Origin of the sequence: Enterobacter cloacae complex sp. FDA-CDC-AR_0132 (assembly GCF_003010695.1) — a bacterium.
GTDB lineage: Bacteria > Pseudomonadota > Gammaproteobacteria > Enterobacterales > Enterobacteriaceae > Enterobacter > Enterobacter ludwigii.
In genome coordinates this window covers 11066-31271 of sequence record NZ_CP027618.1, presented here as the reverse complement: position 1 = coordinate 31271, position 20206 = coordinate 11066, and the positions used below count along the sequence as shown (strand labels likewise).

At 56.1% G+C, this 20206-nt stretch carries 18 protein-coding genes; 12 read left to right on the top strand and 6 right to left on the bottom strand.

The genetic code is table 11. From position 1 onward, the window contains the following. Nucleotides 1–147 precede the first annotated feature (147 nt). From bglX to AM379_RS00130, 5 genes are all read left to right on the top strand, one after another. Nucleotides 148–2445, top strand: a complete 2298-nt coding sequence (bglX, locus tag AM379_RS00150) for a beta-glucosidase BglX (RefSeq protein ID WP_047355768.1) — start codon at nt 148–150, stop codon at nt 2443–2445. Between the two features lie 146 nt (nt 2446–2591). After that, complete coding sequence (osmF, locus tag AM379_RS00145; RefSeq protein WP_014170886.1) at nt 2592–3509, top strand: glycine betaine ABC transporter substrate-binding protein OsmF; 918 nt, start codon at nt 2592–2594, stop codon at nt 3507–3509. Between the two features lie 12 nt (nt 3510–3521). Beyond that, a complete protein-coding gene (locus AM379_RS00140) occupies nt 3522–4679 on the top strand; it encodes an ABC transporter permease (protein WP_025203650.1) in 1158 nt (385 codons plus the stop codon). Then, on the top strand, nt 4672–5622 hold the full coding sequence (locus AM379_RS00135; protein WP_032680601.1) for an ABC transporter ATP-binding protein: 951 nt from the start codon (nt 4672–4674) through the stop codon (nt 5620–5622). The genes AM379_RS00140 and AM379_RS00135 overlap by 8 nt, the downstream gene beginning before the upstream one ends. Next, nucleotides 5606–6343 (top strand): ABC transporter permease, encoded by a 738-nt coding sequence (locus AM379_RS00130; RefSeq protein ID WP_025203651.1) that lies wholly within the window; start codon nt 5606–5608, stop codon nt 6341–6343. Before AM379_RS00135 ends, AM379_RS00130 begins: the two co-directional genes overlap by 17 nt. On the opposite strand, the gene AM379_RS00125 is transcribed toward AM379_RS00130, so the two are convergent. Beyond that, on the bottom strand, nt 6318–6431 hold the full coding sequence (locus AM379_RS00125; protein WP_010433613.1) for a protein YohO: 114 nt from the start codon (nt 6429–6431) through the stop codon (nt 6318–6320). The genes AM379_RS00130 and AM379_RS00125 overlap by 26 nt on opposite strands. A 69-nt stretch (nt 6432–6500) precedes the next feature. Continuing rightward, nucleotides 6501–7241, bottom strand: coding sequence for an HTH-type transcriptional regulator MlrA (gene mlrA, locus AM379_RS00120; RefSeq protein WP_020883214.1), 741 nt, complete (start codon nt 7239–7241; stop codon nt 6501–6503). 217 nt (nt 7242–7458) lie between these two features. Here mlrA and AM379_RS00115 point away from each other — a divergent pair, with 217 nt between their 5' ends. Genes AM379_RS00115 through AM379_RS00105 form a run of 3 tightly spaced genes read left to right on the top strand, consistent with a single transcriptional unit; the run spans nt 7459 to nt 10380 of the window. Next, nucleotides 7459–9144 carry a sensor histidine kinase gene (locus AM379_RS00115; RefSeq protein WP_025203652.1) on the top strand — a complete coding sequence of 562 codons (1686 nt, stop codon included), beginning with the start codon at nt 7459–7461 and terminating at the stop codon, nt 9142–9144. After that, a complete protein-coding gene (gene btsR / locus AM379_RS00110; RefSeq protein WP_020883216.1) occupies nt 9138–9857 on the top strand; it encodes a two-component system response regulator BtsR in 720 nt (239 codons plus the stop codon). The genes AM379_RS00115 and btsR overlap by 7 nt, the downstream gene beginning before the upstream one ends. 52 nt (nt 9858–9909) lie before the next feature. Then, nucleotides 9910–10380: a DUF1456 family protein gene (locus AM379_RS00105; RefSeq protein ID WP_014170878.1), complete on the top strand. Its 471-nt coding sequence runs from the start codon at nt 9910–9912 to the stop codon at nt 10378–10380. A 64-nt stretch (nt 10381–10444) separates the two neighbouring features. Here AM379_RS00105 and metG read toward each other — a convergent pair whose 3' ends face one another. Beyond that, nucleotides 10445–12478: a methionine--tRNA ligase gene (metG, locus tag AM379_RS00100; RefSeq protein WP_020883217.1), complete on the bottom strand. Its 2034-nt coding sequence runs from the start codon at nt 12476–12478 to the stop codon at nt 10445–10447. A gap of 137 nt (nt 12479–12615) precedes the next feature. Here metG and apbC point away from each other — a divergent pair, with 137 nt between their 5' ends. Then, complete coding sequence (gene apbC / locus AM379_RS00095; protein WP_020883218.1) at nt 12616–13725, top strand: iron-sulfur cluster carrier protein ApbC; 1110 nt, start codon at nt 12616–12618, stop codon at nt 13723–13725. A gap of 94 nt (nt 13726–13819) precedes the next feature. On the opposite strand, the gene AM379_RS00090 is transcribed toward apbC, so the two are convergent. Both AM379_RS00090 and AM379_RS00085 read right to left on the bottom strand, forming a co-directional pair. Beyond that, nucleotides 13820–14275 carry a GNAT family N-acetyltransferase gene (locus AM379_RS00090; protein WP_236900319.1) on the bottom strand — a complete coding sequence of 152 codons (456 nt, stop codon included), beginning with the start codon at nt 14273–14275 and terminating at the stop codon, nt 13820–13822. Continuing rightward, nucleotides 14250–14582, bottom strand: coding sequence for an RcnB family protein (locus AM379_RS00085; protein WP_008500887.1), 333 nt, complete (start codon nt 14580–14582; stop codon nt 14250–14252). Before AM379_RS00085 ends, AM379_RS00090 begins: the two co-directional genes overlap by 26 nt. Nucleotides 14583–15072: 490 nt before the next feature. On the opposite strand from AM379_RS00085, the gene AM379_RS00080 reads away from it, so the two are divergent. Genes AM379_RS00080 through AM379_RS00070 form a run of 3 tightly spaced genes read left to right on the top strand, consistent with a single transcriptional unit; the run spans nt 15073 to nt 18859 of the window. Continuing rightward, complete coding sequence (locus AM379_RS00080) at nt 15073–16212, top strand: polysaccharide export protein (protein WP_106503346.1); 1140 nt, start codon at nt 15073–15075, stop codon at nt 16210–16212. Further along, entirely contained in the window at nt 16212–16661 is a 450-nt protein-coding gene (locus tag AM379_RS00075; RefSeq protein WP_106503345.1) for an arsenate reductase/protein-tyrosine-phosphatase family protein, read from the top strand. Before AM379_RS00080 ends, AM379_RS00075 begins: the two co-directional genes overlap by 1 nt. Next, a complete protein-coding gene (locus tag AM379_RS00070) occupies nt 16661–18859 on the top strand; it encodes a polysaccharide biosynthesis tyrosine autokinase (RefSeq protein ID WP_106503344.1) in 2199 nt (732 codons plus the stop codon). The genes AM379_RS00075 and AM379_RS00070 overlap by 1 nt, the downstream gene beginning before the upstream one ends. On the opposite strand, the gene AM379_RS00065 is transcribed toward AM379_RS00070, so the two are convergent. Then, a complete protein-coding gene (locus AM379_RS00065) occupies nt 18856–20199 on the bottom strand; it encodes an NCS2 family permease (protein ID WP_032678560.1) in 1344 nt (447 codons plus the stop codon). The two genes, AM379_RS00070 and AM379_RS00065, sit on opposite strands and share 4 nt — an antisense overlap. Nucleotides 20200–20206 lie beyond the last annotated feature (7 nt).

Here is a 20206-nt window from a genome sequence, read left to right as displayed (position 1 = left end):
TAGCGCGATTAACTGTTAAGCGGTCGAGTATTCATGAGAAAAATCAGAGAATAACCCTGCAACGTTCTGAGGGTTTGTGGCACACTGCGCTTTTCGCACGGTCTGGCCGAGTTCTTCCGGCGGTTATTGATGAGAGAGTAAAACGACATGAAATGGCTATGTTCTGTAGGTGTCGCCGTCAGCCTGGCGCTGCAACCTGCGCTGGCAGAGGATTTGTTTGGCAATCACCCGCTCACGCCTGAAGCCCGGGACGCGTTTGTCACGGAATTGCTCAAGAAAATGACGGTCGATGAGAAAATTGGCCAGTTGCGTCTTATCAGCGTCGGCCCGGATAACCCGAAAGAGGCCATCCGCGAGATGATCAAAGACGGGCAGGTCGGGGCTATTTTTAACACCGTCACCCGCCCGGATATCCGCAAAATGCAGGATCAGGTAATGGAACTCAGCCGCCTGAAAATTCCGCTGTTCTTCGCCTATGACGTGGTGCACGGTCAGCGTACCGTCTTCCCGATTAGCCTTGGTCTGGCATCGTCCTTTAACCTTGATGCGGTGAAAACCGTGGGGCGCGTTTCCGCCTATGAAGCGGCGGATGATGGCCTGAATATGACCTGGGCACCGATGGTGGACGTCTCCCGCGATCCGCGCTGGGGCCGCGGCTCAGAAGGGTTCGGTGAAGATACCTATTTAACAGCCACGATGGGGAAAACCATGGTGGAAGCGATGCAGGGTAAGAGCCCGGCAGATCGCTACGCGGTGATGACCAGCGTCAAACACTTCGCGGCCTATGGCGCCGTGGAAGGGGGTAAAGAGTACAACACCGTGGATATGAGCCCGCAGCGGCTGTTCAACGACTACATGCCACCGTACAAAGCGGGGCTGGATGCCGGCAGCGGCGCGGTGATGGTGGCGCTGAACTCCCTCAACGGCACGCCGGCGACCTCCGATTCGTGGCTGCTGAAAGACGTTCTGCGTGACCAGTGGGGCTTTAAGGGCATCACCGTCTCTGACCACGGCGCCATTAAAGAGCTCATTAAGCACGGTACCGCCTCCGATCCGGAAGATGCGGTACGCGTGGCGCTCAAGTCCGGCATCAACATGAGCATGAGCGACGAGTACTACAGTAAATACCTGCCGGGGCTGGTGAAGAGCGGTAAGGTGACCATGGCGGAGCTGGATGACGCCACGCGCCACGTGCTGAACGTGAAATATGATATGGGGCTGTTTAACGACCCGTACAGCCACCTGGGGCCGAAAGATTCTGACCCGGCGGACACCAACGCGGAAAGTCGTCTGCACCGCAAAGAGGCCCGCGATGTGGCACGCGAAAGTCTGGTGCTGCTGAAAAACCGCCTCGACACGCTGCCGCTGAAGAAATCCGGCACCATTGCCGTGGTGGGCCCGCTGGCTGACAGCAAGCGCGACGTGATGGGGAGCTGGTCTGCAGCGGGGGTGGCCGATCAGTCCGTCACGGTGCTGACCGGTATCAAGAATGCCGTGGGTGAGAACGCGAAAGTGGTTTACGCCAAAGGGGCGAACGTCACCAACGATAAAGACATTGTCACCTTCCTCAATCAGTACGAAGAGGCGGTGAAGGTCGATCCGCGTTCGCCGAAAGAGATGATTGATGAAGCGGTGAACACCGCTAAGCAATCTGACGTGGTTGTCGCGGTAGTGGGTGAAGCGCAGGGGATGGCGCATGAGGCCTCCAGCCGTACCGACATCACCATTCCGCAAAGCCAGCGCGATCTGATTGCCGCCCTGAAGGCGACCGGCAAGCCGCTGGTACTGGTGCTGATGAACGGTCGTCCGCTGGCGCTGGTCAAAGAAGACCAGCAGGCCGACGCGATCCTGGAAACCTGGTTCGCCGGTACCGAAGGCGGTAACGCGATTGCCGACGTGCTGTTTGGCGATTACAACCCGTCAGGGAAGCTGCCAATGTCCTTCCCGCGCTCGGTCGGGCAGATCCCGGTTTACTACAGCCACCTGAATACCGGCCGTCCGTACAACGCCGACAAACCGAATAAGTACACCTCCCGTTACTTCGATGAAGCGAACGGCCCGCTGTATCCGTTTGGTTACGGTCTGAGCTACACCACCTTCAAGGTTTCTGACGTCAAAATGTCTGCGCCGACCCTGAAGCGTGACGGCAAAGTTACCGCAAGCGTCGAGGTGAGCAACACCGGTAAACGCGAAGGGGCAACGGTCATTCAGATGTACGTCCAGGATGTGACCGCCTCCATGAGCCGTCCGGTGAAACAGCTGCGTGGCTTCGAGAAGGTCAACCTGAAGCCGGGCGAAACCAAAACCATCAGCTTCCCCATCGACGTGGATGCGCTGAAGTTCTGGAACCAGCAGATGAAATATGATGCGGAGCCAGGCAAGTTTAACGTCTTTATCGGGGTCGATTCCGCCCGCGTAAATAAAGGCGAGTTCGAGCTGCTCTGACGTTTCCCTCCCTTGCATCCCCCGCTTTGCGGGGGATGCGTCTTACCTTATGTTAAAAAGGCATTTTGACGGTTAATTCCGCCGTTTTAAGCTACGCTTTTCTCTCAAGCCTCTGAAAAAGGCAGCAAAAAAATGAGGACAGTGGAATGACGATTGCAAAGGGGATGTTGGGTTCAGCGGTGTTACTGGCGGCGCTGAGTCTGCCATTACAGGCGGCAGAACCGGTAAAAGTGGGTTCCAAGATAGATACCGAAGGTGCGTTGCTCGGTAACATTATTCTGCAGGTACTGGAAAGCCACGGTGTTAAAACCGTCAATAAAGTCCAGCTGGGAACCACGCCTGTGGTACGCGGCGCGATTACCTCCGGCGAGCTGGATATCTACCCGGAATACACCGGCAACGGCGCGTTCTTCTTCAAAGATGAAAACGATCCGGCGTGGAAAAATGCCAAAGCCGGGTATGAAAAAGTCAAAAAACTCGACGCTGAGCAAAATAAGCTGGTCTGGCTGACGCCGGCGCCGGCCAACAATACCTGGACCATCGCGGTGCGCAAGGACGTGGCGGAGAAAGGAAAGCTGACCTCGCTTGCGGATTTGAGTCGCTACCTGAAAGAGAAGGGTGACTTTAAGCTTGCGGCTTCCGCTGAGTTTATTGAGCGTCCGGATGCGCTGCCGGCGTTTGAAAAAGCCTATGATTTCAAACTGGATCAGGCCCAGCTGCTCTCTCTGGCGGGCGGTGATACCGCGGTGACCATCAAAGCCGCTGCGCAGCAAACGTCGGGCGTTAATGCGGCGATGGCTTACGGCACCGACGGCCCGGTCGCGGCGCTTGGCCTGCAAACCTTAACCGATCCAAAAGGCGTCCAGCCGATTTACGCCCCGGCACCTGTCGTGCGGGAAGCGGTACTTAAAGCGTACCCGGATATTGCTGAATGGCTCAAACCGGTCTTCGAAAAGCTGGATGCAAAAACGCTGCAACAGCTGAATGCCAGCATTGCCGTTGAGGGACTGGATGCCAAAAAAGTGGCCGCCGATTTCCTGAAACAACAAGGGCTTGTGAAGTAACAGGACAGGGCTGTGCCAATAAAATGTCATAATCGCGTACTGCTGCTGTTGGCCTGTGTGGCCATCGCGGCGGTCGCGTTACCGTTTGTGAATGTGGCCCCGAATCGTCTGATGTCGGGGGAGAGTCGCTCGCTCTGGCAGGTCTGGTCATTTACGCCGTGGTTACTGGTGACGGCACTGGGCGCGTGGGTTGCGTTGTCGCTCTGGCAAGGACGCACGGCCCAGTGGCTGACGCTGCTGCTTTGTGAAGGGCTGTTTATCGCCTTATTCTGGGGAGGCGGGCTTGCGGCAACACACATGACCTCGGCGGAAAGTCCGCTGGCAAGAACCTCTGTGGGTAGCGGTTTGTGGCTCTGGCTGGCGCTGTGTCTGCTGGCCTGCAGCGACGCTATTCGCCGTCTTATCTCAACATCCGTCTGGCGCTGGATACTCAATGCCCAGATATGGTGTATTCCGCTGCTGCTGCTGTTTAGCGGTGAGCTGAATAATCTCTCGCTGTTAAAAGAGTACGCCAACCGTCAGGAGGTGTTTAATGACGCCCTGGCGCAACACCTCACGATCCTCTTCGGCACCCTGATCCCGGCCTTACTGCTCGGCATACCGCTGGGTATGTGGTGCTATCGCCACCCTTCACGTCAGGGCGGGGTGTTTGCCGTGCTGAATGTGATTCAGACTATCCCGTCCGTCGCTCTGTTTGGCCTGTTGATTGCTCCGCTGGCCGGGCTGGTGAAGTCGTTCCCGGTGCTGGGAACGATGGGGATCGCCGGAACCGGTTTAACGCCAGCCCTTATCGCGCTGGTGCTCTATGCGCTGCTGCCGCTGGTGCGCGGTGTGGTGGCCGGGCTGAGCCAGGTCGCGCCGGACGTGCTGGAAAGTGCCCATGCAATGGGGATGAGCGCGAGACAATGTTTCTGGAAGATCCAGCTGCCGCTGGCTTTGCCCCTGCTGCTGCGCAGCCTGCGGGTGGTGGCGGTGCAAACCGTTGGCATGGCGGTGATTGCGGCGCTGATTGGCGCGGGCGGCTTTGGCGCGCTGGTTTTCCAGGGGCTGTTGAGTAGCGCCCTGGACCTGGTGTTATTGGGCGTGGTGCCCACGATTGCGCTGGCGGTTGTCATCGACGCGCTGTTTGCCTTATGGCTCGCGCTGCTCAGGAGAAGAGCCAATGATTGAATTTCACGATGTCAGTAAAACCTTTGCGGGTCGTCCGGCGGCAAGCCATCTCAACCTGAATTTTGCCGAGGGCGCATTTTCCGTGCTGATTGGCACATCGGGGTCGGGAAAATCCACCACCCTGAAGATGATTAACCGCCTGGTTGAACATGACAGCGGTCTGATCCGCTTTGCCGGAGAGGAGATCCGCAGCCTGCCTGTGCTGGAACTGCGTCGTCGTATGGGGTATGCCATCCAGTCTATCGGCCTGTTCCCGCACTGGACGGTCGCGCAGAACATCGCCACCGTGCTGCAGCTGGAGAAATGGTCGCGGGCAAAAACTGCCGACCGGGTTGATGAACTGATGTCTCTGCTCGGGTTAGAACCTGCGCTACGTGACCGCTACCCGCACCAGCTTTCCGGAGGCCAGCAGCAGCGGGTGGGCGTGGCGCGTGCGCTGGCGGCCAATCCGCAGGTGTTACTGATGGATGAACCCTTCGGCGCGCTGGATCCGGTCACGCGTGCCGCACTGCAGGCGGAAATGACCCGCATTCATCGCATTCTGGGGCGAACAATCATTCTTGTGACGCACGATATTGATGAGGCGCTGCGTCTGGCCGACCATCTGGTGCTGATGGACCATGGTGAGGTGGTGCAGCAGGGGACGCCGCTTGAGCTGCTGACCTGGCCGAAAAACGATTTTGTGCGTGAGTTTTTTGGCCGCAGCGAGCTGGGTGTCAGGCTGCTCTCGCTGCGTACGGTCAGCGACTATATGCGTCGACAGGACGCGACGGTGCGTGGCGAGCCTCTGCAGGAACAGATGAGCTTGCGGGATGCGCTTTCGGCGTTTGTTGCCCGTCAGTGTGAAGTGTTGCCCGTTGCGGATGCCCGGGGCGCGCCAAGTGGCACCCTGCATTTTCGCGATCTGCTGGCAGGGGAGGTGACACGTGAAGGCACTTCGTGATCCGCTGCTCTGGCTGGTCGTGCTCTTTGTCGCTTTGCTGTTTCTGATGCCGCACAGCGCGGCGCTGTTTAGCACACTCTTCCCCGACTTGCCGCGCCCGGTGTATCAGCAGGAGAGTTTTATTAATCTTGCCCTGGCCCATCTCTGGCTGGTGGTGCTCTCAAGTGCCATCGCTATTGTACTGGGCGTGGGGGCGGGCATCGCGGTCACGCGCCCCGCGGGCCGGGAGTTTCGCCCGCTGGTGGAGACCATTGCGGCGATTGGCCAGACGTTTCCGCCGGTGGCGGTGCTGGCGATTGCAGTGCCGGTGATGGGTTTTGGTCAGCAACCGGCCATCATTGCGCTGATTTTATACGGTGTGTTGCCCATTCTGCAGGGTACGCTGGCCGGTATTGCGGCGGTACCTGCGTCGGTACTGAGCGTTGCTGAAGGGATGGGGATGAGTCGCGCAGAGCGGCTGCGCAAAGTTGAACTCCCCCTGGCGGCACCGGTCATCCTTGCGGGGATCCGTACGTCGGTGATCATCAACATCGGGACGGCGACCATTGCGTCGACGGTGGGGGCCAACACCCTGGGAACGCCGATTATCATCGGCTTAAGCGGGTTCAATACGGCCTATATTGTGCAGGGGGCGTTGCTGGTGGCGCTGGCGGCAATCGTCGTCGATCGCGTTTTTGAGCGTCTGGCGCAGTATCTCAGCCGACACCGCCACGAACAATAAACGAATACCCGGCCAGCATCACGCCGCCGATACCGCTTACGGCCATCAGAACAAAAAGGGTAATTACGGCCAGTTTGGTTGCCTTCATCATGTGCTCCTGTTGTTAACGGAACAATTATACGGTGAAGCGCAGCTGTTAATGAACCATTAAATGCCGTTACGGCTCTTCCGGGCCAAGCGAGTAAACCGGGTAGCCATGTTCACGCCATTCCGTCATCAGCTGTTGCTGCGAGGCGGAAGGCACTTCTCCGCACCAGACCAGCAGGGTCTGGCCGTCGAACAATTCAGGGCGAAATTGCGCCAGCGAGTGCACAAGGACGTCAACGCGCCAGCCATTCTGGGTGGCAATCCAGGCCTCCAGCCACAGGCGAGTAGTATCGTGCACGTTCCAGCCGACCACCAGCGCGTCTTTTCCGTGCTTGTTCTTCGCCGAGGCAAGGCAGACGGCAATATAGTTGATCAGGACGCCGTCGAGCATACTCAGCAGCGCCTGCAGGGTGGTCTGCTGACACTGCAGGCGTCGACGGAGCGGGATGAAAAGATGCGTAATCAGCGTTTGCGCAGGATAATCGCGCCCTTGCTCTTTTATCCATGCGCGCAGGCGCTGCAGATTGCCCGCCTGCAGAAGGCGCAGCAACGTTTCCTGTTGTTCGCGCCAAAGAAGCTGCGTGTCAGGATCGTCATGGCTGAGCAGGGATTTCACTTTGCCAACCTGCACACCGTTATCGATCCAGCTTTTGATCTCGCGGATCCGGTCGATATCGGCATCGTTGAAGAGACGATGGCCTCCGTCCGTTCTCTGCGGTTTGAGTAATCCATACCGTCGCTGCCATGCCCGTAGCGTGACGGGATTGATATCACAAAGGAGTGCCACTTCACCGATTGTGTAAAGCGCCATATTCGCCCCCTGGCTTACGCGTCCCCAGCTTAACTGTAGTCCCTGTTTACTGAACCAGGAAGAAATGGTTGTTTTTTGCACGAATAATGCGAAGCAGGCGTTAGGTTCGGCAAAAGGTGTGATGCCGGGCACGAATTGCAGCTTTTTTGCCGCGCTTCAAAGAAAGTTTACCGCCAGCAGTGTATGTTACGCGTTTTGAGGGTGTGCGGTTTTGAGTATGTACGAGTTTAATCTGGTGCTGCTGTTGCTTCAGCAGATGTGCGTGTTTCTTGTCATCGCCTGGTTGATGAGTAAAACGCGTCTGTTCATTCCGCTGATGCAAGTTACCGTACGCCTGCCGCACAAGCTGCTCTGCTACGTGACCTTCTCTATTTTCTGCATTATGGGAACCTATTTTGGTCTCCATATCGAAGACTCCATTGCCAATACGCGAGCCATCGGTGCCGTGATGGGCGGGCTGCTTGGCGGCCCTGTGGTCGGTGGGCTGGTCGGGTTAACCGGTGGCCTGCATCGGTATTCGATGGGTGGCATGACGGCGCTGAGCTGTATGATCTCAACGATCGTCGAAGGGCTGCTCGGCGGCCTGGTTCACAGCTACATGATTAAGCGCGGTCGTCCGGATAAAGTCTTTAGCCCGCTCACCGCCGGGGCGATCACCTTTGTCGCTGAAATGGCGCAAATGGCCATCATCTTGCTGATTGCCCGACCGTTTGACGATGCGCTTCATCTGGTGAGCAATATCGCCGCACCGATGATGGTGACGAATACCGTGGGTGCTGCGCTGTTTATGCGTATTTTGCTCGACAAGCGCGCCATGTTTGAGAAGTACACCTCGGCGTTTTCCGCGACGGCCCTGAAGGTCGCCGCCTCGACGGAGGGGATCCTGCGTCAGGGCTTTAACGAAGAGAACAGCATGAAGGTGGCGCAGGTGCTTTATAAGGAGCTGGATATCGGCGCGGTGGCGATAACCGACCGTGAACGGTTGCTGGCTTTTACCGGCACGGGCGACGATCACCATCTGCCCGGGAAACCGATCTCCTCCGCCTATACGCTGCGCGCCATTGAAACCGGCGAAGTGGTGTATGCCGACGGCAACGAAGTTCCTTACCGCTGTTCGCTGCACCCGCAGTGCAAACTGGGCTCCACGCTGGTCATTCCGCTGCGCGGGGAAAACCAGCGGGTAATGGGCACCATCAAGCTTTATGAAGCGAAAAACCGTCTGTTCAGCTCTATCAACCGTACGCTGGGAGAGGGCATCGCTCAGCTGCTCTCCGCGCAGATCCTCGCCGGGCAGTATGAGCGTCAGAAAGCGTTGCTGACGCAATCCGAAATTAAACTCCTGCACGCTCAGGTGAATCCGCATTTCCTGTTCAATGCGCTTAATACGCTCAAAGCGGTGATCCGCCGCGACAGCGATCAGGCCGCGCAGCTGGTTCAGTTCCTGTCGACGTTTTTCCGCAAAAACCTTAAACGTCCGTCCGAGATTGTGACCCTGGCTGATGAAATAGAACACGTTAATGCTTACCTGCAGATTGAGCAGGCACGCTTCCAGACTCGTCTGCAGGTGTCGTTATCCGTCCCGGATGAGCTGGCGTATCAGCATCTTCCGGCCTTTACCCTGCAGCCTATTGTGGAAAACGCCATAAAACACGGTACGTCACAGCTGTTGGGGATTGGGGAAATCACCATTTCCGCCAGCCGCTTTAACCATCATCTGGTGCTGGATATTGAAGATAACGCCGGGCTTTACGTGCCTTCCACCTCAGGCGGATTAGGGATGAGCCTGGTGGATAAACGCCTGCGCGCGCACTTTGGTGATGACTGTGGCATTACCGTTGCCTGTGAGCCCGACCGATTCACCCGTATTACGTTACGACTGCCGCTGGAGGAAAACGCATGCTAAGAGTGCTGATTGTGGATGATGAGCCGTTAGCACGGGAAAACCTGCGCGTTCTGTTGCAGGAGCAGCCTGACATTGAGATTGTGGGGGAGTGCGCAAACGCCATTGAGGCCATTGGCGCCGTGCACAAACTGCGCCCGGACGTGCTGTTCCTCGACATTCAGATGCCCCGAATTAGCGGCCTGGAGATGGTCGGAATGCTCGACCCGGAGCATCGCCCCTACATTGTGTTTTTGACCGCCTTCGATGAATACGCCGTCAAAGCCTTTGAGGAGCACGCATTCGATTATTTACTGAAACCGATTGAAGAGAAGCGTCTTGAAAAGACCCTCAGCCGTTTGCGCCAGGAGCGCACCGTGCAGGATGTCACGCTGTTGCCGGAAAACCAGCAGCCGCTGAAATTTATCCCCTGCACCGGCCACAGTCGGATTTACCTGCTGCAGATGGACGATGTGGCGTTTGTCAGCAGCCGTTTGAGCGGCGTATTTGTTACCAGCGCGGAGGGGAACGAAGGCTTTACCGAGCTGACGCTGCGGACGCTGGAGAGCCGAACGCCGCTCGTTCGTTGCCATCGCCAGTATCTGGTGAACATGGCGCACCTGAAAGAGATCCGGCTGGAAGACAACGGACAGGCAGAGCTGGTGCTGCGTGCCGGGCAAACCGTCCCCGTCAGTCGCCGCTACCTTAAGAGTTTGAAAGAGGCGATCGGCCTGTAAAACTGGTACACTGCGCCCCATTGCATCATCGACAGTTAAGTTAAAGGCACCCATGCTCAGTAATGATATTCTCCGTAGCCTGCGCTACACCCTGAAAGCAAACAATAACGATATGGTGCGCATTCTTGCGCTTGCTGGCATGGAGTCCACCTCTGCCGGTTTCGACACCTGGATGACAAAAGAGGATGAAGAGGGGTTTGTTCGCTGCCCTGACATTATCCTGTCTGGCTTCCTGAACGGCCTCATCTATGACAAGCGCGGGAAAGATGACTCAGCACCAGAACTGGCGCTTGAGCGTCGGGTGAATAACAACACGGTGCTGAAAAAGCTGCGTATCGCGTTTTCACTGAAAACAGACGACATTCTGGCGATTATGACAGAGCAGAAGCACCGCGTGTCGATGCCGGAGATCACCGCCATGATGCGTGCGCCGGACCATAAGAACTACCGCGAGTGCGGCGACCAGTTTTTGCGTTATTTTTTACGCGGACTGACTCACCGGGTGCATCACGCTAAGCCGTGAGTGGTAGCGGGGCGTGAAGGATGAAGAGGCAAAAAAAAGCCGGAGATTATCTCCGGCTTTTTTATTATTTCACCTGCTGACCTGGTTTGGCGCCTTCATCAGGGCTTAACAGGAAGATATCTTTCCCGCCAGGACCTGCCGCCATCACCATGCCTTCCGAGATGCCGAAGCGCATTTTGCGCGGTGCCAGGTTGGCGACCATCACGGTCTGACGGCCAATCAGCACCTGCGGATCAGGATAGGCAGAACGGATACCGGAGAAGACGTTACGCTTCTCTCCGCCCAGATCCAGCGTCAGGCGCAGCAGTTTGTCCGAGCCTTCGACAAATTCCGCGTTTTCAATCAGTGCGACACGCAGATCGACCTTGGCGAAATCATCAAAGGTAATGGTCTCCTGAATCGGATCGTCTGCCAGCGGGCCAGTCACCGGCGCAGCGGCAGCCTTCACCTCTTCTTTAGACGCTTCCACCAGGGATTCTACCTGCTTCATCTCGATGCGGTTGTACAGCGCCTTGAAGGTATTCACCTTGTGGCCGAGCAGCGGCTGCTGGATAGCATCCCAGGTCAGCTCGGTGTTGAGGAACGCTTCAGCGCGGGAGGCCAGCTGTGGCAGTACCGGCTTCAGCCAGGTCATCAGCACGCGGAACATGTTCAGGCCCATGGTGCAGATCGCCTGCAGGTCGGCGTCGCGGCCTTCCTGTTTCGCGACAACCCACGGTGCCTGCTCGTCAACGTAGCGGTTAGCCACGTCAGCCAGCGCCATGATTTCACGAATCGCTTTACCGAACTCACGGCTTTCCCAGGCTTCGCCAACCGCCGCGGCGGCGTCGGTGAAGGTTTTGTACAGCTCAGGATCGGCCAGTTCGGCAGACAGCACGCCGTCGAAACGCTTGGCGATAAAGCCTGCGTTACGGGAAGCCAGGTTCACGACTTTGTTGACGATGTCGGCGTTCACGCGCTGCACGAAATCTTCCAGGTTCAGGTCGATATCGTCGATGCGGGAAGAGAGCTTCGCCGTGTAGTAGTAACGCAGGCTGTCCGCGTCGAAGTGGTTCAGCCAGGTGCTGGCTTTGATGAACGTACCGCGAGATTTGGACATCTTCGCGCCGTTGACCGTCACGTAGCCGTGCACAAACAGGTTGGTTGGTTTACGGAAGTTACTGCCTTCCAGCATCGCCGGCCAGAACAGGCTGTGGAAGTAAACAATGTCTTTGCCGATAAAGTGATACAGCTCGGCGTCGGAATCTTTCTTCCAGTATTCGTCAAAGCTGACGGTGTCGCCGCGCTTGTCGCACAGGTTCTTGAAGGAACCCATGTATCCGATTGGCGCATCCAGCCAGACGTAGAAGTATTTACCCGGTGCGTTCGGAATTTCGAAACCGAAGTACGGTGCATCGCGGGAGATATCCCACTGCTGCAGACCGGATTCGAACCACTCCTGCATTTTATTCGCGACCTGCTCCTGCAGCGCACCGCTGCGGGTCCACGCCTGCAGCATTTCGCTGAAGGACGGCAGGTCGAAGAAGAAGTGCTCGGAATCACGCATTACCGGTGTGGCACCCGAAACAACAGATTTCGGATCGATAAGCTCGGTCGGGCTGTAGGTTGCGCCGCACACTTCGCAGTTATCGCCATACTGATCCGGTGATTTACATTTCGGGCAGGTACCTTTGACAAAGCGGTCCGGCAGGAACATGCCTTTTTCCGGATCGTACAGCTGAGAGATGGTGCGATTTTTAATAAAACCGTTCTCTTTCAGGCGAGAGTAGATCAGCTCCGACAGCTCACGGTTTTCGTCGCTGTGCGTGGAGTGATAGTTGTCATAGCTGATGTCAAAGCCCGCAAAATCGGTCTGATGCTCCTGACTCATTTCGGCAATCATCTGCTCTGGGGAGATCCCCAACTGCTGCGCTTTCAGCATGATCGGCGTGCCGTGGGCATCGTCCGCGCAGATGAAGTTAACCTCGTGGCCGCGCATTCGCTGGTAACGGACCCAGACATCAGCCTGGATATGCTCCAGCATGTGGCCGAGGTGGATTGAGCCGTTGGCGTACGGCAGTGCGCACGTTACCAGAATTTTCTTCGCGACTTGAGTCATAGTAGGCATTACTTCTTTTAACTGTGAAAAGGGTTTTTGATATTACCAAAAGGGGCATTATTAAGTAAGCACAAACCACGGCCTTTCAGGTAAACTTGTTCATCTAAGGTCTTATTCACAAGAACAAAGGAGTCGGGATGAGTTCTCAATCCCAGGCCAAATCACCGGAAGCCTTAAGAGCAATGGTCGCCGGGACGCTGGCTAACTTTCAGCATCCAACCCTGAAGCACAATCTCACCACGCTGAAAGCGTTACACCATGTCGCATGGCTGGACGATACGCTGCACATCGAGCTGCAGATGCCCTTCGTCTGGACCAGCGCGTTTGACGCGCTGAAAGAGCAAACCAGCTCTGAGCTGCTGCGCATTACCGGCGCGAAAGCCATTGACTGGAAGCTGACCCACAGCATCGCCACCCTCAAGCGTGTGAAAAACCACCCGGGCGTGAACGGCGTGAAAAACATCATTGCCGTCAGTTCAGGCAAGGGTGGGGTGGGTAAATCCTCCACGGCGGTAAACCTGGCGCTCGCGCTGGCAGCCGAAGGGGCGAAAGTCGGTATTCTGGACGCCGATATTTACGGACCGTCTGTGCCTAACATGCTGGGCGCGGAAAACCAGCGCCCAACCTCGCCGGATGGCACGCACATGGCACCGATCATGGCCCACGGTCTGGCAACCAACTCCATTGGTTATCTGGTGACTGACGATAACGCCATGGTGTGGCGTGGCCCGATGGCCAGCAAAGCGCTGATGCAGATGCTGCAGGAGACAATGTGGCCCGATCTGGATTATCTGGTGCTGGATATGCCGCCGGGCACCGGTGACATTCAGCTGACACTGGCGCAAAACATTCCGGTTACGGGAGCGGTCGTGGTGACCACCCCGCAGGACATTGCGCTGATCGACGCCAAAAAAGGCATCGTGATGTTCGAGAAAGTGGACGTGCCGGTGCTGGGTATTGTCGAGAACATGAGCATGCATATCTGCAGCAACTGCGGACACCATGAGCCTATCTTTGGCACCGGTGGGGCAGAAAAACTGGCTGCGCAGTATCACACCCAGCTGCTTGGGCAGATGCCGCTGCACATCTCGCTGCGTGAAGATCTGGACAGCGGGAAGCCGACGGTCGTCAGCCGTCCGGACAGTGAATTTGCAGAGATGTATCGACAGCTGGCGGGGCGCGTTGCGGCGCAGCTTTACTGGCAGGGCGAAGTCATCCCGAGTGAAATTGCGTTTCGCGCGGTGTGAGTGCTTTAGTCTGAATTGCCGGGCGGCGTTTGCGCCTGACCCGGCCTACGGAGATAACGTGTTGTAGGCCGGCTCAGCGAAGCGTCACCCGCGTTTAACGCTGTACGTAATGCATTAAAAAGTACTCGCCTTCCGGCGAGTCACCCTTCGCTTCAATATGCCAGCCGTGGCGCTGGTAAAAGGCAACAGCCCGGTCATTCTTTACCAGACACTTCAGCGAACCCGTACTGGTGAACGCCTTTTGCACCTGTTTAAGGAGCAAATGACCGACGCCCAGACCTTGATACTGCGGATCGACAAACAGATTGTGCAGGAAATTGTCGTTCGTCCACACCGAAGCAAAACCCAGTCGATGCCCGTCCTGAACGGCCACCCAAATCACTTCGTCGCGGGTTGCCGCGTCAAAGTCTTCAAGCTGCCACTCGGAACCGTCCAGCCATGGCCAGGCCTCGCGCCGTGCGTGGAGATAGAGTGTTCGCAAAAAGGGGCGATCGCTCTCCTGCCAGGGCCGGATTAAAATGTCATTAGCGGTGATAGAAGATATCTCCATTGTAGGCTTTGTAGATTTTGCCATCGGCATCGCCAATCAGGACGTAGTTCTCGCCCATATAGGTCCAGTGGGTACCCGCATCCGGGGCCGGCAGGTTACGCAGCTGGTACTGTTTAATGGTGTACTCAGGCGTTTGATACTGCGCCGGTGCGGTGTCGCCAATCTTGAATTTGGTGAAATCAGCGATGAACTCTTGTTCCTCATAGGCTTTAATGCCTGATGGCGCAGCGGCGGTTTGCGGGGCAGAAAACGCGGAACCCGCCAGAGACAGTAATACACCCAGAAGCAGCAATTTACGCTTAGCCATTTTTTCTCCAGTGATATCGTTACAGATACTTTTCGTCTGCGGGTTCATGGAACGCGAGGCAGACAGTCCATTTTAAGTACCAAAGCATGGTGTGTTTGAAAAAAAATGTAACAAAAGTGGACGGTTTTGTGTAGTCGTAATGACGCGCGCAGTATCACTACAGTCAATATCTCCCGAATTTGATATTTCCAATATTTATTATTTCATTAATCAATTCTGAAAATACCTTCTCACTTCGCAAATGGACTGTTCAACGCATGCTTTCCCACGTAAGAACATTTAATATCGCCTCCGTATGACATCAATCTCTTTCCATTTTTTTCAAAAGAATGGGAACGATTTTGCTTTTTTTATCGCCAGGAAGGGAAACGTTGTCCGTTTTTTGTAATACGTCCGCTAAAACAATAACCCGTTGAAAATTTTAATGTAAATGAATTTATTTTTTATCTGTTTAACAACAAACACAACAATAAAAGAACTTTTTATATAAATGAAAAATACAACGCTATTTTCACTTTTATTTCTTTCAGTCGGCCAGTTAACTGGTTGCGTATTTTCGCCAGGTCAGGATCTCAGCATTACCGGGAAAAAAGTCATGGCTGACGGAGAAGCGAATTATCAGCTCGATCAACACGTGGAAATTTATCCCCTGACCCCGGCGCTCATTGAAAGATTGCGACCGCCTGTCCTCAAATCTCAGGCAAATCCTACTCTGGATGAGCAGGTCAAAAACTGGGAATACCGCATAGGCACCGGCGACATCCTGACGGTCACCGTCTGGGATCATCCGGAATTAACCACGCCCGCAGGGCAGTATCGTGCCGCGAGTGACGCGGGTAACTGGGTGAATGCGGATGGAACGCTCTTCTATCCCTACGTCGGAAAACTGCATGTTGCAGGCAAAACGGTCGCGCAGGTGCGTGAAGCAATCACCGCGCAACTGGAGAAGGTCATTGAGAGCCCGCAGGTGGATGTCAGCGTGGCGTCTTTCCGCTCACAAAAAGCCTATGTGACGGGAGAGGTGGCAAAATCAGGCCAGCAATCGATAACCAATATTCCGTTGACGGTAATGGACGCAGTCAACGCCGCAGGTGGGCTTTCCGCGGATGCCGACTGGCGTAACGTGGTCCTCACGCATAATGGCCAGGACGCGCGCCTTTCGCTGTATGCGCTGATGCAGCACGGTGATTTAAGCCAGAATAAGCTGCTGTATCCGGGCGATATCCTCTTTGTTCCGCGTAACGATGCCTTAAAAGTGTTCGTGATGGGTGAGGTGGTGAAGCAGAGCACATTGAAGATGGATCGTAGCGGAATGACCCTGGCGGAAGCCCTGGGGAATGCAGGCGGGCTGGATCAGAATATGGCCGATGCAACCGGGATTTTTGTTATTCGCTCGGTAGCCAAAAAAGGGGCGACGGACAAAATTGCCAATATCTATCAGCTCAATGCGAAGGATGCCTCCGCGATGGTACTGGGGACGGAATTCCAGCTTGAACCGTATGACATTGTCTACGTCACCACCGCGCCGTTGTCACGCTGGAATCGCGTGATCACACAGCTGGTACCCACCATCAGCGGTGTCCATGACCTGACCGAAACCGTCCGCTTCATCCGTTCATGGCCGCAATAATGTTCAACTCAATCTTAGTGGTTTGCACCGGCAATATTTGCCGTTCGCCGATGGGGGAGCGGCTGTTGCGACAACAGCTGCCCGGCAGACTCGTGACATCGGCTGGGATTTACGGATTTGAAGGACGCCCGGCGGATGCAACTGCACGGGAGGTGGCCCGGTGTTACGGCGTTTCGCTGGAGGGGCACGTGGCACGCAAGATGACGCGCAGCATGTTGCAAACCTCCGATTTGATCTTGGTGATGGAGCCGGAGCACCTGCGTTTTATTGCCGCTGTGTCGCCCGAATGTCGCGGAAAATCGCTGCTGTTTGGCCAATGGCTGGAAAACAGGGACATTCCCGATCCTTACCGCAAAAGTCGTGAAGCGTTTGAATATGTTTTCGGGCAACTGGTAAAAGCCAGTCAGGAATGGGCTCGTCGTGTGGGTCAAAAAGGAAGGAAGCATTAATGTCTTCTCATACATCAGACAAATACGGTGCTGCCGCACCGCACAGTAATGAAATCGATCTTATGCAGCTACTTGCTGAGATGATTGATCACCGCATGTTAATCGGGCTGGTCACGCTCCTGTTTACGGTGTGCGCGGGGCTCTACGCGTTTAGCGCCACGCCGGTCTACCAGGCGGATGCCCTGGTACAGATAGAAGCAAAGCAGGACAACTCGTTGCTTAAAAGCTTAAGCCAGTTTGGGTCTGACCTTTCACCCGACGCTGAACCTGAACTGTTGCTGCTTAAATCGCGCATGATCCTGGGGGGAACCGTTGATAATCTGGGGCTGACATATCAGGTAAAACAGCGCGTTCTCCCGGTTGTGGGGCGTCTCTGGGAACGTCTACGCGGCAGCAAACCGGGCAACATGACGATAGGTGAGCTTAACCTGCCCCAGCAGGAGGGGAAACCGCAAGCGGTTGTCCTGACCGTGCTGGGGCAGGGCCGGTATCGTCTGGAAGGGGAGACGCTTAAGGCTGACGGTAGGGTTGGCAAACGGCTGGTGAAAGACGGGATCACGCTTCTGGTGACCTCGCTCAGCGCGGAGCCAGGGACCCAATTCACCCTTCAAGCCTTTACCAGGCTTGAGGCAATTAACGCGCTGCAGAAGAGACTCTTTGTCGCGGAATCCGGTAAACAGAGCGGTATGATCACCCTGACGCTGACGGGTGAAGACCCGGACAGGATAGCGGTGGTGCTCAATACGATTGCAGAAAATTATCTCAGCCAGAATATTGCGCGCCAGGAGGCACAGGATGCCCGAAGTCTGGCGTTTTTACAGGAGCAGTTGCCTAAGGTCCGTCACGAACTGGATGAGGCCGAAGCACGACTGAATGCCTATCGGGCGCAGCGCGATTCCGTCGACTTATCCCTTGAGGCGAAGTCCGTACTGGATCAGGTCGTTAACGTGGAAAATCAGCTCAACGAACTGACCTTTCGTGAGGCAGAGGTTTCTCAGCTTTTCAAAAAGGATCACCCGACCTATCGCGCATTACGGGAGAAGCGACAAACGCTCGAAGAGGGACGCGCGCGCCTGAACAGCCGGGTTTCATCTATGCCTTCTACCCAGCAGGAAGTGTTGCGCCTGAGCCGTGATGTCGAGTCCGGGCGTACCATTTACCTGCAGCTGCTGACACGCCAACAGGAACTGAATATTTCACGCTCCAGCGCCATCGGCAACGTGCGGATCATTGATACCGCGGTTACGCAACCTGAGCCAATAAAGCCCCGTAAAGCGCTTATTATTCTGCCTGGCGTGCTGTTAGGGCTGATGGTCTCCATGGGCTGGGTGTTGGTTCGTACTGCCTGTCGGCGAGGGATCACCTCGTCAGAGCAAATAGAAGAGCAGGGGATGCCGGTTCTGGCGACGCTGCCGCGCTCGGTCTGGCTGTGGAAAAAAACGCATTTGCGCCGAAAGCACTTTTTGGCGCCCCACGGGAAACACAAAACTTCGGATATCCCCTTCCTGCCCACAGACCGGCCAGCGGATATGTTTGTTGAAGCGATGCGCGGACTGCGTACCAGCCTGCACTTCACGATGATGGACGCCTCAAACCAGATCGTGGTGATTACGGGCCCCACGCAGAATTGCGGCAAAACGCTGGTCAGCACGTCACTGGCATCAATAGCGGCTCAGGCCGGAAAGCGGGTGCTCTTTATCGATGCGGATATGCGTAAAGGCTATGTGCATAATCTCTTTAAGCTGAACAACCATCACGGATTATCCGCTGTACTTGAGGGAAATGTGGCGTGGCAGGAGGCGATCCAGCGCGTTGATAAGGCGGGATTTGATGTTCTGACCTGCGGTCCCCAGCCGTTACGTCCCGTGGAGCTGCTCATGGGAGAACGCTTCCAGGAGGTGATGTCGGGGATGAATGCACATTATGACGTTGTTATTGTTGATACACCGCCGGTGCTGGCCGTGACCGATGCGGTGCTGATTGCCAGAGTGGCCGCAACCACGTTACTGGTTGCCCGCTTTGGTAAAACCAACGTGAAAGAGACGGAAAACTGTGTAAAGCGTCTGCAGCAGATGGGTGTGCAGGTGAACGGTGCCATTCTCAATGATATCGTGAAATCTGCGGCGCTGTATTACAGCGCGGGGTATAGCCATTTCGATTACGGCTATACCCCGAAGGAAAAGCGGCGCGAGGGTTAGTGCTTCACCAGCGTGGCGAAGTAATACACCAGGGGAATGGCGAGGATCCAAAGACCGACGGGGATATCGCGCCATTTCCCGGCAATCGCTTTGATAACGATATAAAACAGCAGCCCGCCCGCAATACCGGTCCCGAAACTGTTGGCAATCAGCGTAATCATCACCATCATCAACACCGGCAAGCCGTCGGTGAAGTTCGCCAGATCAACCTTACGTAAACCGCTAAACATATTCAGCCCGATGAGGATCAGGGCGGGCGCCGTGGCTTCTTTCGGGATCATCAGCGCCACAGGGGTAAACAGCAGCATCAGCAGGAACATTACCGCCGCGGCCAGCGCGGTCATGCCGGTTTTGCCGCCGGCTTCTGCGGCTGCGGACGATTCAATCAGCGCCGTGGCGGCAGGAATACCTACCCACGGGCCAATTGCGGCGGCAATGGAGTCCACCATAAACGGGCGGTTAATGTTTGGCATATTGCCTTCTTCATCCAGCAGCCCTGCTTCCCCGCCCACCGCCAGCGTTGTTCCCATGGTGGAGAAAAACTCGGAGGCGAAGAAGACAAACAGGAACGGCAGAAAGGCAATATTCAGCGCGCCCAGCATATCGACATGCCCGAGGACGGGAGCGATGGAGTGGGGCACATCGATAAAACTGGCGGGTAATTTCGTGACGCCCATCGGAATACCCACGAGGGTCGCGAGCAGGATAGCCCACAGGATCGCACCCGGAATACGACGAGCCTGCAGGCCGATAGCCAGGAACAGGCCGAGCAACGCCACCAGCGCACCGGGTGATAAAAAATCTCCCAGCATCAGTGCGTTCGTTTTGGCATTCGCCAGCACCAGCCCGGCGTTGCGGAAACCGAGTACGGCGACAAACAGCCCGATGGAGGCCGTCAGCCCCAGCTTGATGGACTGTGGCACCGAGCGGGTTACCACTTCGCGCAGGCCAAACCGGGTCAGCAGAAAGAATAAAATCCCCGACCAGCAGGCGATACCCAGACCAATTTGCCAGCCAATGCCTTCACTGCCCGCAAGCGTCACACCGACCAGCACCGAGCCACCAATTCCTGGCCCGACGATAAACGGCAGGTTGGCGTAAAACGCCATCAGCAGCGTCCCGGCAACGAAGACCAGAATGGTGCCCGTGGTCGCGGCGCCTTTGTCCATTCCCCCCACGGCCAGCAGCCCTGGGATCACCACCAGCAAATAGGCGGCGGCGAGAAAACCGGTGATACCCGCCAGGCACTCGGTGCGCACGGTGCTCCCGCGTGCACGGAGTGCAAAACGACGTTCAAGCCAGCGCCCTGGTGCTGGCGAATTAACGGTATTGTCGGCCATTATCCGG

Bases quoted from the DNA above. Each gene is read 5' to 3' on its own strand.
- apbC (WP_020883218.1), top strand. From the start codon at position 12,616: ATGAGTTCTCAATCCCAGGCCAAATCACCGGAAGCCTTAAGAGCAATG.
- AM379_RS00090 (WP_236900319.1), bottom strand. From the start codon at position 14,275: ATGGAGATATCTTCTATCACCGCTAATGACATTTTAATCCGGCCCTGG.
- AM379_RS00105 (WP_014170878.1), top strand. From the start codon at position 9,910: ATGCTCAGTAATGATATTCTCCGTAGCCTGCGCTACACCCTGAAAGCA.
- AM379_RS00135 (WP_032680601.1), top strand. From the start codon at position 4,672: ATGATTGAATTTCACGATGTCAGTAAAACCTTTGCGGGTCGTCCGGCG.
- AM379_RS00125 (WP_010433613.1), bottom strand. From the start codon at position 6,431: ATGAAGGCAACCAAACTGGCCGTAATTACCCTTTTTGTTCTGATGGCC.
- AM379_RS00070 (WP_106503344.1), top strand. From the start codon at position 16,661: ATGTCTTCTCATACATCAGACAAATACGGTGCTGCCGCACCGCACAGT.
- bglX (WP_047355768.1), top strand. From the start codon at position 148: ATGAAATGGCTATGTTCTGTAGGTGTCGCCGTCAGCCTGGCGCTGCAA.
- btsR (WP_020883216.1), top strand. From the start codon at position 9,138: ATGCTAAGAGTGCTGATTGTGGATGATGAGCCGTTAGCACGGGAAAAC.
- osmF (WP_014170886.1), top strand. From the start codon at position 2,592: ATGACGATTGCAAAGGGGATGTTGGGTTCAGCGGTGTTACTGGCGGCG.
- metG (WP_020883217.1), bottom strand. From the start codon at position 12,478: ATGACTCAAGTCGCGAAGAAAATTCTGGTAACGTGCGCACTGCCGTAC.
- AM379_RS00115 (WP_025203652.1), top strand. From the start codon at position 7,459: ATGTACGAGTTTAATCTGGTGCTGCTGTTGCTTCAGCAGATGTGCGTG.
- AM379_RS00080 (WP_106503346.1), top strand. From the start codon at position 15,073: ATGAAAAATACAACGCTATTTTCACTTTTATTTCTTTCAGTCGGCCAG.
- mlrA (WP_020883214.1), bottom strand. From the start codon at position 7,241: ATGGCGCTTTACACAATCGGTGAAGTGGCACTCCTTTGTGATATCAAT.
- AM379_RS00085 (WP_008500887.1), bottom strand. From the start codon at position 14,582: ATGGCTAAGCGTAAATTGCTGCTTCTGGGTGTATTACTGTCTCTGGCG.
- AM379_RS00075 (WP_106503345.1), top strand. From the start codon at position 16,212: ATGTTCAACTCAATCTTAGTGGTTTGCACCGGCAATATTTGCCGTTCG.
- AM379_RS00065 (WP_032678560.1), bottom strand. From the start codon at position 20,199: ATGGCCGACAATACCGTTAATTCGCCAGCACCAGGGCGCTGGCTTGAA.